Source organism: Vandammella animalimorsus, from assembly GCF_002285265.1.
In the GTDB taxonomy this organism is placed as follows: domain Bacteria; phylum Pseudomonadota; class Gammaproteobacteria; order Burkholderiales; family Burkholderiaceae_C; genus Lampropedia.
In genome coordinates, this window is sequence record NZ_NSJB01000012.1 from 17521 (window position 1) to 30140 (window position 12620).

Sequence of the window (12620 nt, forward strand, 5' to 3'; positions counted from 1 at the left end):
AGATCAGGCCTTGCGGCCGGCACCCGGCGGTTTCGCCCCGTTTGTTCAGTAACTAGTATGGCCAACGGGGCAATTGCCAGCAAAGCTGCAAATTATAGCGCTTGCTCTTGCGCCAGGCAGGTTTTCTCCAGCGCCTGTGCGCAGGCATAGGCGCTGGCCCAGGCCCACTGGAAGTTGTAGCCGCCCAGCCAGCCGGTCACATCCATCACTTCGCCAATAAAGAACAGGCCTGGGTGCGCCGTGCTCTGCATGGTCTTGGAGGACAGCGCACGCGTGTCCACGCCGCCGATGGTGACCTCGGCCTTGGCATAGCCCTCGGTGCCGCTGGGGATGATGCGCCACTGCGTCAGCTGCACCGCCAACGCTTGCAGAGCCTTGTCGCCCACCTGATCGATGGGGCGCTGCCATTGCGGTTGCGGGGCCAGCAAGGCATCAGCCAGCCGCGCCGGCATCCACTGCGCCAGCACATTGCTCAGCAGGCGCCGGCTGCTGCGCTTGGCCTCCTGCAAGGCCTGCGGCACATCCAGCCCGGGCAGCCAGTTGATCTGCAACGCCTGCCCGGGCTGCCAGTAGCTCGATATCTGCAGAATGGCCGGGCCGGAAAGGCCCCGGTGCGTGAACAGCAAGTCCTCATGGAACACCGGCGCAGCCGCCGCGCGCCCTTTGCCGCCGGGCGCCGTACCTGCCGAGTTTGCCGCGCTTGCCGTCCCGATGGCCACGGGCACGGCCAAGCCCGCCAGTGCGGCATAGGCAGCCCAATCGGCAGCGGCAAAAGTCAGCGGCACCAATCCTGGACGGCAAGGCACCAGCGGCAGCCCGAATTGGCGGGCAATGCGGTGGCCCAGGTCGCTGGCACCGATCTTGGGGATGGACAACCCGCCCGTGGCCACCACCAGCTGCGCGGCCTGCACCTGGCCGCGCGCGGTGTGCACGGCATAGCGCGGCGCAGCAGTGGGCTGATCGGCAGGCTGTACCAGCGCCTGCGGCAGTTGCTCCACGCCTTGCACTTCACATCCCTGCCAGAGCTGCACGCCGGCCTGTTCGCACAGTCGGCGCAGCATGTCGATGATCTGCTGCGCGCCCTGGTCGCAAAACAGCTGGCCCTTGTGCTTTTCATGAAAGCCAATGCCGTGCTGCTGCAGCAGCGCCATGAAATCCTGGGGCGTGAAGCGCGACAGCGCCGAGCGGCAGAAGTGCGGGTTCTCGCTGATGAAGTGCCGCTGTGGCGCGCGCACGTCCAGGTCGCGGTTGGTGAAGTTGCAGCGCCCGCCGCCGGAGATGCGGATCTTCTCGGCCAGGCGGCGCGCATGGTCAATCAGCAGCACCTTCAACCCGCGCTGGCCGGCCTGCGCCGCGCAGAACAGGCCGGCCGCGCCCGCGCCCAGCACGATGGCGTCGAACTGAGCCTGCGGGGCTGCGGCGTCGGCTTGCAACGGCACGGGCGGAACGGATGGCACGGGTGGCTGGGCCATGGCCATCAGCAGGGCATGGCCGCCAGCGCCGCGGCCTGCGGCGCCTGCGCCAGCCACTGGCGCGCCTTGAGCACGTCGCCCACGATGATGATGGCCGGGCTGGCAATGTGCTGCGCCCGCATGTGCTCCACCATCGCGCCCAGCTCGGTCAGCAGGCGCTTTTCCTCGGGCAGCGAGGCCGATTGCACCACCGCCACCGGCGTGTGCGCCGGCAGGCCTTGCAGCAGGCCGGCCTGGATCGTCTGCGCGCCACGCACCCCCATGTAGATCACCAGGGTCAGGCGGCAGGCATGGGCCGTGGCCGCCAGCGCCGCCCAGTCCATGGCCGGCTGGTCGGGCGCGAGCTGGCCCGTCACCAGCAGCACGCCGTGGGCAAAGTCGCGGTGCGTCAGCGGCGCGGCCAGTGCCGTGGCCGCCGCCACGCCGGAGGACACGCCGTTGACCACCTGCGCGGCCACGCCCGCCTCATGCAGACGCTGCAGCTCCTCGCCGCAGCGGCCGAAGATCGCCGGATCCCCCCCCTTGAGGCGCACCACCGTCTCGCCGGCCAGGGCCTGCTCGATCATCAGGCGCTCGATCTCGGCCTGCGGCGTGCTGCGGCCGCCGCCGCGCTTGCCCACGTGGACGATGCGCGCCGTGGGCGCGGCAAAGGCCAGCACCTGCTCGCCCACCAGGTCATCGACCAGCAGCACCGTGGCCTGGCCGATGGCGCGCACGGCCTTGAGCGTGAGCAGCTCCGGATCGCCCGGCCCGGCGCCCACCAGCCAGCATGCCCCAGGGCTGCGCGGGCCGTGCGGGCCATGCGGGCCATTGGGGCCATCCGGCCGCCGCGGCGCTGGCGTGGCGGCCGCGCTGGCGGCGGGCCAGGTGGAATCAAGAATGCGTGTGGGCATACGGCACAGGGCAAGGCAAGCGAGGGCGCTGCGGCAGGCCATGCGCGCACTGCGCCCCGCCGCCGGGCCCTCTTGCAAATCCGAAGGGTGTGAAATCCAAAGGGCGTGTATTGTGCGCGAATCCGGGCGCACGCCATCAGCGCAGGCCAACAAACCTGGCCTTGGTGCGCGCGCAGCGCCGATGTTTTGAGCAGGCCCTCAGCGCTGCGGCTGCTTGCTGGCCAGCAGTTTCTTGACCTCGGGCGAGTAGGCCAGCTTGCCTTCGCGCGCATAGGCCTGGTATTGCTCGTCGATGGCGTCGAGACGGTAGAGGTAATTGACCATCAGGCCCAGCGACTGGCGCATGCCGTTGTCCGAGCTGTCACCCATCCAGTTGATCTGCTGCAGGCTGGCGCCGTTGCCGAAGTGAAAGCGCGCCACGGGGTCCAGGGGCTCCTGGCGGCGCTTTTCCAGCAGCAGGTAGTGCGCGCATTCGGCCATCAGCCATTGGCGCAGCGCGGCCATGTCGTCCTTGCCCAGCGCCTCGCCAGCGGGCTGCTGGCCGGGCTGCGCCGCCTCCTGCGGCGCGCGCAGCAGCTGGCGCAGCCGCTCCAGCGGCGCCTGCGCCCCCTGCCCTTCTTCCTCGATGAGGAGCTTGACCTGCAGCGGGATGCGCTGGCGGTATTGGGCATCCTCCAGCCGGCCCTGCAGCCATTTGGCAAAGCCCGGCACGGGCGACAAGGTGGCGAACTTCTGCAGCTTGGGAAATTCGTGCGTGAGCTGCTCGACCACGCGCTTGATGAGGAACTCGCCCATGCTCACGCCGCGCAGGCCGCTCTGGGCGTTGGAGATGGAGTAGAAGATCGCCGTCGTGGCCTGGGCCGGATCCTGCGTGGGCTGGGCCTCGTCGAGCAGGGCCTGCACGTTGTCGGCCAGGCTCTTGACCAGGGCCACCTCAACGAAGATCAAGGGCTCATCGGGCATGCGGCCATGGAAGAAGGCATAGCAGCGGCGGTCGGAGTCGAGCCGGTTGCGCAGGTCGTTCCAGGATTTGATCTCGTGCACCGCCTCGTAGCGGATGACCTTCTCCAGCAACGAGGCTGGCGAGCCCCAGCCGATGCGCTGCAGCTCCAGAAAGCCGGCATCGAACCACAGGGTGAACAGGCGCAACAAATCCTGCTCCAGCGGTTGCAGCTCGTCCTGGTGGGCCGAGCGCAGCAGCTCGGCGCGCATTTGCACCAAGGCGTGGATGCCATTGGGCAGCAGGTTGAACTGGCGCAGCACGCGCAGCCGCGGCGATTCGAGCGCCTGGGCCAGCTCGGCCTGGGCGCGCAAGCTCTCGGGCCCTTCGGGCGCAGCCTGGTAGGCGGCAATGGCCTGATCGAGCGCGGCGCGGTCCACATGAAAGCCCTTGGCCAGGCGCTGCATGAAAAGCAGCCTGTCGGCGGCGTTGGCCTGCAGATAGGCGTCCAGCAATTGCCGCGCGCGGGCGCGCACGCGGCTGTCGCTGTCGGTCTGCGTGGCCGCCTCGTGCAGCAAGGCGTCGATCTTTTGCCATTGGCGCTTGTCCAGCGCCTCGCTGGCGCTGGCCGCTTCATCGCCGTGCTCGCGCGCGCCCATGAAGCGGCGCCACAGGCGCATCAGGCCCAGGCCGCGGGCATCGGCCTGGGGGTCGGCTGAAAGAGTCGTCGGGGGCATGCGGTGCTTCCTCGGGCTAAGAACCTGTTCAAAGGGCTCGAACGCCTGCGCCGCCACGGCGCGGGCAAGAGGCGATACATGATAATCTCGCCGCACTACATGCCCGGTCCGCAGCCAGCGGGAAACCGCGGCGGCCCGACACCGGCGGGACACTTTGGCCCACCACACGACACAAGGATTGCACGCATGAACGCACGACTGGGACTCATCATTCTTCTGGCCCTGGGCATCGGCCTGCTGTACTACTTCAACTGGGATGCGCTGATCGTGCCCACCGATGTCTCGCTGGGCTTTGCCGTGGTGCATGCGCCCATCGGCATCATCTTGCTGGTGCTGATGTGCCTGCTGGGCGCCTTGTTCATCGCCTATGTGCTGTGGCTGCACAGCACGGTCATCATGGATTACCACCGCTACACCAAGGAGCTCAAGCAGCAGCGCGAGCTGGCCGACAAGGCCGAGGCCTCGCGCTTTACCGAGCTGCGCAGCTTCCTGGCCGAGCAGCACAAGCAGGGCCAGGAAGAATTGCTGCGCCAGATGGAAGAGCTGGAAGACCACATCTACAGCCGCGTGGACGACTCCGACAACAGCACCGCAGCCTACATCGGCCAGATCGAGAACCAGCTGCGCCACAACCCCGCGCCGCAGCTGCCGCTGAATCCCAGCCCCGAGCAGCGCGATAGCTGAAAGCCTTCTGCCCACCAGTCTCGGGGCGCAGTGGGCTCAAAGGGGCTTGGGATGATGATGGGATGCAAGCCGCCCATGGCGTACACAGGGCCAGTGCCCCAGTACGGTCTTTCAGCATCGCAGACTGCCCCAATCGGCTGCTTTTGCCCCGCCAAGCTGAGGGCGTGAACAAGCCCTCTCAACGCAGCCAGCGCGCCAGCAAGCGCCACAGCGCATCCAGGCCCATGGACCACAGCTCGTCGGCAAAGCGATCCTTGCCCCAGGGGCCGCCGCGCGCCTCGCGCTCGCGCTGCGCGTTCTGGGCCCGCATGCGCTCCTGCGCTATCAGCCATTCGGCCCGGGCCATGGCTTGGCGCAGTTTCTCGTCGTTGGCATTGGCGGCATCAGGGGCGGCGCTGTCGGCGCCGGCCCTGCCCTGGTACTGCTGCAAGGCGCGCTCCACGGCCTGCGGATCCAGCAGTGCAAAGGCCGAGCGGCAGTAGGGGCAGGCATGGTCGCGACGCAGATCGACAGTGGCGCCGCAACTGCTGCAGTGGATGGTGCGCACCGTCTCGGCCAGCGCATGCAGCTGCGCCGCGCTGAGGTGGCGCACAAAGCCTTTCTCGACCATGAAGGAAGAAAAAGTGCCGAAGCGCCCATGCCGCGCCGGGCAGCGATAGGTGACGTAGGGGCCGCTGATGGTGCGGTCCGTGCCGCGCTGCAATGCCGCGCTGCAGGCCGGGCACTGCATGCGCTGGCCCAGCGGGCGGTGCGGCTCACCGCGGTGCTCATGCAGAGTCTTGAACAGCGCCAGCACGCCCTGGGCCGAGAGCTGCAGGTTTTCGCGCCAGTCAAACCAGATGCCATGGCAGGCAAAGCACAGATCCAGCTCCACCGCCTCGCCACGGTGGGACTGCACGCGCAGCGCCTGCATGGGCCCGCGGCATGAGGGGCAGGCCGGCGCGGCGGGCTGCCACTGCGCATTGGCAAGGTCTGCTGCGGCTTGGGTCACGGGCGATGTTCCTCTGCGGGCCGCGCACGCTGCATGGGCTCAGGGGCGCGCCGCGCAGCCATATCAGTGCACGGCAGGCAAAGAGGCTGCTATCTCAGGCTGAAGGAGAAGGCGCGAGCGCCGCACGCGCCCGGGCCGGTCACTCGGCGCTGGCCTGCGTCATCAGCGGGGCCAGCTCGAAGTGCATGCGCGCGGCCTCGGCCAGGGCATCGAAGCGCTGCTTGATTTCCTTGGCAATCGGCGCTGCGGCGGCGCTGTCCTTGGCGATGATCTGCGGGTCTTTGAATTCGCCGTTGATGCGGAACTCAAAGTGCAGATGCGGCCCGGTGGACATGCCGGTCGAGCCCACGGTGCCGATGAACTGGCCCTGCGTGACCTTGTCGCCCTTCTTCACGTCGCGGCGGTCCATGTGCGCATAGACCGTGACCTTGCCTTCGCCGTGGTCGATGTAGACCACATTGCCGTAGCTGTTGCTCCAGGTCGATTCCTGCACCACGCCATCGCCAATGGTGCGAATGGGCGTGCCGGTGCGCGCCGCGTAGTCGATGCCGTTGTGGTTGCGCCAGGTCTTCTTGATCGGGTGAAAGCGGCTGCCGAAGCTGCTGGAGACGCGCGAGAACTCCAGCGGGGAGGACAGAAAGGCGCGGCGCAGGTTGGAGCCGTCGAGCGCGTAGTACGCGCCCTTGTCGTGCTCGCTCTCCTGGAACCACAGCGCCTGGTGGGCCTTGCCCTTGTTGACGAACTCGGCGCTGAGCACGCGGCCGCTGCGCAGCGGCTCGCCATCGGCCTCCAGGGTTTCGTAGACCACCGTGAAGGTGTCGCCCTTGCGCAAGTCCTTGTGGAAGTTCACCTCGGCGGAGAACATCTCAGCGATCTGCACCGCCACCGGATCGGGCAGGTTGGCCTCGTCGGTGGCCGCAAACAGCGAGCTGCGGATCACGCCACTGGCCAGGCGGGTGCTCTTGGTCAGCTCGCCACGGTCCAGCTCGGCCGAGAAGGTTTCGCCATCGGTGCCGCGCTGCACCACCAGGCGCTGGAAGAAACCGCTGTCGTCGTTGACCCAGCGCGCCGTCAGGCGTTCGAGCTCATGGTTGGCATTGACCTCGGCGGTGACAAAGCGCCCGTGGCGGCCCCACAGATTCTTGTGCGCCAGGGCATTGCGGCGCAAAAAGGCAGCCGCCGCCGGATCGCTCACGCCCAGGCGCTGCAGCAAGCCCTCGGCCGTATCGTTGGCGCGCAGGCGGTCGCTGCGGTAGAGCAGCAAGTGCCCCTGGCCCAGCAGGCTGGCGCTGCTGTGCCCATCGAGCAGCGAGGGCACTTCATACTGCGCCAGACGCGGAAAAATCAGCTCCTGCTCGCCCTGCAGGTTGGCCACGGCAAAGGCGCCGCCGCCGCCCAGCAGCAGCAAGGCGCTGACTGCGCCCATCAGGCGCTTGGCCACCGGGCTGCGCGCAGTCAATGGCGCTGCCCCGGCCTGTGCCTGGGGGGCCGGCGGCTGCGGCAGCGCTTCGGGGAAAGTCGGTGCAGCGTCTTGAGAAACAGGGGGCGGGAAGGCTGACTGCTCGGAGTTCAAGGGACTGTCCTGACACAAAAACAAGCCCGCCATCCTTTTGCATGCGACCGAGGCGGCACGACCGACGCGGCAGCGAAAGCGGCCCCAGCGGCAAGGCAACGCACAGCAACTGCGCGCGCCCCGGGCCGGGGCCCCAGGCACATGCAAAAGAACGCGCCGGCAAACACGCTCACGCACGAGGCCGGGCGGCTCTCACCACCTCAGCCGATGCACGGCCATGCGGCGGCACAAAGCAGGCTTGGAAGAAGATTCAAAAAAATGCGGCCAATGGCACGGAGCAAGCAGATCAGCAATACCTGGGAAAGTTCATTTGCTGCCTGAGCTTCCATACAATAAGCCCGCAAAAACACAGGGCAGTATAGCGGGATTGCCCGTTTTACCAAGCGGATTTACTTTTATTCTCATGTCAACTATTGCCTCCCCCAGCCCCCACCCCTCGCAACCGCCCAGCGCCGCCGTGCAGGAAGCCCTGGCCATCAGCCTGCGCGGCGCAGAGGAATTGCTGCCGCAGGCCGATTGGATCGCCAAGCTGCAACGCGCCGAGGCCAGCGGCCAGCCGCTGCGCATCAAGCTGGGCCTGGACCCCACGGCCCCGGACATCCACCTGGGCCACACCGTGGTGCTCAACAAGATGCGCCAGTTACAAAACCTGGGGCACCAGGTGATCTTTCTGATCGGCGATTTCACCGGCCGCATTGGCGATCCTTCCGGGCGCAACAGCACCCGCCCGCCGCTGACCGAGGAGCAGATCAAGGCCAACGCCCAGACCTACTACACCCAGGCCAGCTTGGTGCTGGATCCGCAAAAGACCGAGATCCGCTACAACAGCGAATGGAGCAACGGCCTGGGCGCGGCGGACATGATCGCGCTGGCCTCCAAATACACCGTGGCGCGCATGATGGAGCGCGACGACTTCCACAAGCGCTTCCATGGCGGCCAGTCGATCAGCATCCACGAGTTCCTCTACCCGCTGATGCAGGGCTATGACTCCGTGGCGCTCAAGGCCGATCTGGAGCTGGGCGGCACCGACCAGAAATTCAACCTGCTCATGGGCCGCCACCTGCAGCAGGAATATGGCCAGGAGCCGCAGTGCGTGCTGACCATGCCGCTGCTGGTGGGCCTCGATGGCGTGGACAAGATGTCCAAGTCCAAGAACAACTACATCGGCATCACCGAAGACGCCAACACCATGTTTGCCAAGGTGCTGTCGATCTCCGACGAGCTGATGTGGGACTGGTACACGCTGCTGTCTTTTCGCTCACTGGCCGAGATCGAAGCCCTGCGCAAGGAGGTCGCCCAAGGGCGCAACCCCAAGGACGCCAAGGTATTGCTGGCCAAGGAGATCACCGCGCGCTTTCACAGCGCCGCCGCCGCCGAGGCCGCCGAGCAGGACTTCATTAACCGCAGCAAGGGCGGCGTGCCCGAGGACATCCCCGAGGTGCGGCTCAGCGGCGCGCCGCTGGGCATCGGGCAAATCCTCAAATCCGCCGGGCTGACGGCCTCCACCGGCGAGGCCAACCGCCTGATCGACGGCCACGGCGTGCGCGTCGATGGCAGCACCGTTGGCGATCGCGGCCTCAAGCTCACGGCCGGCAGCTACGTGGTGCAGGTGGGCAAGCGCAAGTTCGCGCGCGTGCACCTGAGCTGAACCCAAGCGCCGGCTTGCCGGCTCACGCCCTCGGCGCGAACCGGTTCTGCTCGCCCCAAGAAAAAGCCGCTGGAATCAGCGGCTTTGTTCATGGCGCCCCTGCGGCCCTGGCGGGTGCGGAGCTTGCGCCGTGAGGCCGGCGCCGGCGCCTGGGCCAGCGCGGTGATCGGCTCAGAACAGCACCCGCGCGCGGATCGTGCCCGGCACGCGGCGCAGCGGCTCCAGCACCTTGCTGGCGCCGCCCGGCTCGGTGTCGATCACCACGTAGCCGATGGCCTCGTCGGTCTGCAGGTACTGCGCCGCCACGTTCAGCTGGGCGTCGGAGAAGATCTGGTTGATGGCCGACATCACGCCCGGCACATTCTTGTGGATGTGCAGGATGCGGTCGCGCCCGGCGTGCGCGGGCAGCGCCGCCTCGGGGAAGTTCACCGAGGTGGTGGTGGTGCCGTTGTCCGAGTAGCGCACCAGCTTTTCCGCCACTTCCAGGCCGATGTTGGCCTGCGCCTCCATGGTCGAGCCGCCGATGTGCGGCGTGATGATGACGTTGTCCATGCCGCGCAGCGGGGAGACGAACTCGTCCTGATTGGACTTGGGCTCAACCGGGAACACGTCGATGGCCGCGCCCAGCAGCTTCTTGCTCCTCAAGGCCTCGGCCAGCGGCTCGATCTCCACCACCGTGCCGCGCGAGGCGTTGATGAGGATGGCGCCATCCTTCATCGCCGCCAGCTCCTTGGCACCGATCATCCACTTGGTCGAGGGCAGCTCGGGCACGTGCAGCGTCACCACGTCGCTGCGCTCGAGCAGCTCCTTGAGGCTGCCCACCTGCTGCGCATTGCCCAGCGGCAGCTTGGTGATGGCGTCGTAGAAGATCACGTGCATGCCCAGCGACTCGGCCAGCACCGACAGCTGCGAGCCGATGGAGCCATAGCCGACGATGCCCAGCGTCTTGCCGCGCGTCTCATACGAATGGGTGGCCGACTTGAGCCAGCCGCCACGGTGCGCCGCTGCGTTCTTCTGCGGCACGCCGCGCAGCAGCAGGATCAGCTCGCCCAGCACCAGCTCGGCCACCGAGCGCGTATTCGAATAGGGTGCGTTGAACACCGCCACCCCTTTTTGCCGCGCCGCCTGCAAGTCGATCTGGTTCGTGCCAATGCAAAACGCCCCCACGGCCACCAGCTTGTTGGCCGCAGCCAGCGCATCGGCCGTCAGCTGCGTGCGCGAGCGAATGCCCAGAAAGTGCACGTCGGCGAGCTTCTCCTTGAGCTCATCGCCCTGCAGCGCGCTGGAGAGCGTCTCCACATTGTCGTAACCGGCCTGCCTGAGCACATCCACGGCCGAGGGGTGAATGCCCTCCAGCAACAAAAACTTGATCTTGCCCTTGTCCAGCGATGTCTTGCCCATGATTTGCCTACCCCAAACGCATCCAGCGCAAGCCTGAACAGGGCACCCTGCCCGCCTGCGCGAAAAGCGCGGATATTAGCACTAACCCTAGATACCACTGAGCAGCCAGCCCCACTGTCAAGCCCATTGCCGCCCTCGCGCCAGAGCTCCAACCTGGGGTAAACCTTGACACTTTTTTGTCACAAAACTGCCTTACCATCGCCCCCGTTTTCAGAAGGCGCCCGCCGCAGATCTTGCGGCAGGCCCTTCGGTTTTCACCCGTTTCCCCCAATACGCAAGGAGTCCCAATGAAACTGCGTCACTTCGCCCTCGCCGCCGCTGCCGCCCTGGCCGTTGGCAGCGCCCAGGCCCAGACCGAAATCCAATGGTGGCATTCGATGTCTGCCGCGCTGGGCGACTGGGTCAACGACCTGGCCAAGCAGTACAACGAAAGCCAGAGCGAGTACCGCATCGTGCCCACCTACAAGGGCAAGTACGACGAATCCATGACGGCCGCCATCGCCGCCTTCCGCGCCGGCAATGCGCCGCACATCCTGCAGGTCTTCGAGGTCGGCACCGCCACCATGATGGCCGCCAAGGGCGCCACCATGCCCGTGACCAAGGTGATGGAGGACGCCGGCCTGAAGTTCGACCAGGGCGCCTACATTTCCGCCGTCAGCGGCTACTACACCGCGCCCAACGGCCAGATGCTGAGCTTTCCCTTCAACAGCTCCACCACCGTCTTCTACTACAACAAGGACGCCTTCAAGGCCGCCGGCCTGGACCCGGAAAAAGCCCCCAAGACCTGGCCCGAGGTGTTCGAGGCGGCCAGCAAGCTCAAGGACAGCGGCCACAAGTGCGCGCTGACCACCAGCTGGATCAGCTGGACGCAGCTGGAGAGCTTCTCGCTGTGGCACAACACCTTGTTTGCCAGCGCCAACAACGGCTTTGACGGCAACGGCGCCCGCCTGCAGGTGAACTCGCCGCTGCACCTGCGCCACTTCGAAAACCTGGCCAAGGCCGCCAAGGACGGCAGCTTCGTCTACAAGGGCCGCGGCAACACCGCCGATGCCACCTTCCCATCGGGCGAATGCGCCATGATCACCGGCTCCTCGGGCCTGTACGCACGCACGCGCAAAGAGGCGAAATTTGCCTACGGCATCTCCACCCTGCCCTACTACCCCGACGTCGAGGGCGCACCGCAGAACACCGCCATCGGCGGCGCCAGCCTGTGGATCATGGGCGGCAAGAGCGAAAAGGAATACAAGGGCGTGGCCGACTTCTTCCGCTTCCTCTCCAGCCCCGAAGTGCAGGCGGCCAGCCACCAGCGCACCGGCTACCTGCCCGTGACCACCGCCGCCTTCGAGCTGACGGAAAAGGCCGGCTTCTACGAGCAAAACCCCGGCACCGACGTGGCCGTGACGCAGATGATCCGCAAGACCACGGACAAGTCGCGCGGCATCCGCCTGGGTAATTTCGTGCAGATCCGCACCATTGCCGATGAGGAAACCGAGCAGATCTGGGCCGGCAAGAAAACCCCCAAAGAGGCCCTGGAAGCCATCGTGCAGCGCGGCAACGAGCAACTCGAACGCTTCGAGCGCGCCAACCGCTGATCGCGCCAACCACCTTGATCGCTGATGAGCGCCGTGCAAGCGGCGCAGCCCTCCAAAGCCAGCGCCTGCGCTGGCTTTTTTTTCTACCCCCAACCGCTGGCTGCGCCAGGCCATGCCAGGGGCTGAATAGAATAAGAACCACTCTCGATACCGTCCCGACCAGGCCCTGCCAATGTCCCTCGCGCCCGCCTACCAGCAGCAAGTCCAAGCCCTGTACCTGCGCCATCACGGCTGGCTGCACGGCTGGCTGCGCCGCCGCCTGGGCGATGGCGACGCCGCCGCCGACCTGGCGCACGACACCTTCGTGCGCCTGCTGGGCCGCCCGCATGCGCTGCACGCGCTGCGCGAGCCGCGCGCCTATCTGGGCGCCATTGCCCACGGCTTGGCCGCCAGCCACCTGCGCCGCCGCGCGCTGGAAGCCGCCTGGCTGCAAACCCTGGCCGCCCTGCCCGAAGCGCACGCCCCCTCGCCCGAGCGGCGCGCCATCACGCTGCAAACCCTGCACCAGCTCGACGAGGCCCTGCACACCCTGCCCGCGCGCGTGCGCCAGGCCTTTCTGATGGCGCAGTTCGACGGCATGAAGCAGCGCGACATCGCCGCCGCCCTGGGCCTGTCCGTGCCCACCGTCAAAAAGTACATGCAGCGCGCCTGGCTGGCCTGCCTGCACCTCATGCCCGAGGACTGAGGCC

General features: G+C 67.0%; 10 protein-coding genes. 4 read left to right on the top strand and 6 right to left on the bottom strand.

The window, feature by feature from the left end:
* Positions 1 to 92 precede the first annotated feature (92 nt).
* From CK625_RS11740 to CK625_RS11750, 3 genes are all read right to left on the bottom strand, one after another.
* A complete protein-coding gene (locus CK625_RS11740; protein ID WP_238945642.1) occupies positions 93 to 1457 on the bottom strand; it encodes an NAD(P)/FAD-dependent oxidoreductase in 1365 nt (454 codons plus the stop codon).
* Positions 1458 to 1477: 20 nt separating this feature from the next.
* The gene (gene cobA / locus CK625_RS11745) at positions 1478 to 2365 is read right to left on the bottom strand and encodes a uroporphyrinogen-III C-methyltransferase (protein ID WP_095540518.1); all 888 of its coding nucleotides are present in this window, start codon (positions 2363 to 2365) and stop codon (positions 1478 to 1480) included.
* Positions 2366 to 2563: 198 nt separating this feature from the next.
* Complete coding sequence (locus CK625_RS11750) at positions 2564 to 4042, bottom strand: malonyl-CoA decarboxylase (RefSeq protein ID WP_095540519.1); 1479 nt, start codon at positions 4040 to 4042, stop codon at positions 2564 to 2566.
* Positions 4043 to 4228: 186 nt separating this feature from the next.
* On the opposite strand from CK625_RS11750, the gene CK625_RS11755 reads away from it, so the two are divergent.
* A complete protein-coding gene (locus tag CK625_RS11755) occupies positions 4229 to 4726 on the top strand; it encodes a Signal transduction histidine kinase (RefSeq protein WP_095540520.1) in 498 nt (165 codons plus the stop codon).
* A 178-nt stretch (positions 4727 to 4904) separates the two neighbouring features.
* Here CK625_RS11755 and CK625_RS11760 read toward each other — a convergent pair whose 3' ends face one another.
* Entirely contained in the window at positions 4905 to 5717 is an 813-nt protein-coding gene (locus tag CK625_RS11760) for a zf-TFIIB domain-containing protein (protein ID WP_238945643.1), read from the bottom strand.
* A 139-nt stretch (positions 5718 to 5856) separates the two neighbouring features.
* On the bottom strand, positions 5857 to 7290 hold the full coding sequence (locus tag CK625_RS11765) for a M23 family metallopeptidase (RefSeq protein WP_238945644.1): 1434 nt from the start codon (positions 7288 to 7290) through the stop codon (positions 5857 to 5859).
* A 403-nt stretch (positions 7291 to 7693) separates the two neighbouring features.
* On the opposite strand from CK625_RS11765, the gene tyrS reads away from it, so the two are divergent.
* Positions 7694 to 8938, top strand: a complete 1245-nt coding sequence (tyrS, locus tag CK625_RS11770) for a tyrosine--tRNA ligase (RefSeq protein WP_095540522.1) — start codon at positions 7694 to 7696, stop codon at positions 8936 to 8938.
* 171 nt (positions 8939 to 9109) lie between these two features.
* Here tyrS and serA read toward each other — a convergent pair whose 3' ends face one another.
* The gene (gene serA, locus CK625_RS11775; protein WP_095540523.1) at positions 9110 to 10339 is read right to left on the bottom strand and encodes a phosphoglycerate dehydrogenase; all 1230 of its coding nucleotides are present in this window, start codon (positions 10337 to 10339) and stop codon (positions 9110 to 9112) included.
* 287 nt (positions 10340 to 10626) lie between these two features.
* Here serA and ugpB point away from each other — a divergent pair, with 287 nt between their 5' ends.
* Together ugpB and CK625_RS11785 are read left to right on the top strand one after the other, a co-directional pair.
* Complete coding sequence (gene ugpB / locus CK625_RS11780) at positions 10627 to 11931, top strand: sn-glycerol-3-phosphate ABC transporter substrate-binding protein UgpB (RefSeq protein WP_095540524.1); 1305 nt, start codon at positions 10627 to 10629, stop codon at positions 11929 to 11931.
* Positions 11932 to 12103: 172 nt separating this feature from the next.
* Entirely contained in the window at positions 12104 to 12616 is a 513-nt protein-coding gene (locus tag CK625_RS11785) for a sigma-70 family RNA polymerase sigma factor (RefSeq protein WP_172424808.1), read from the top strand.
* The last annotated feature ends 4 nt before the right edge of the window (positions 12617 to 12620 follow it).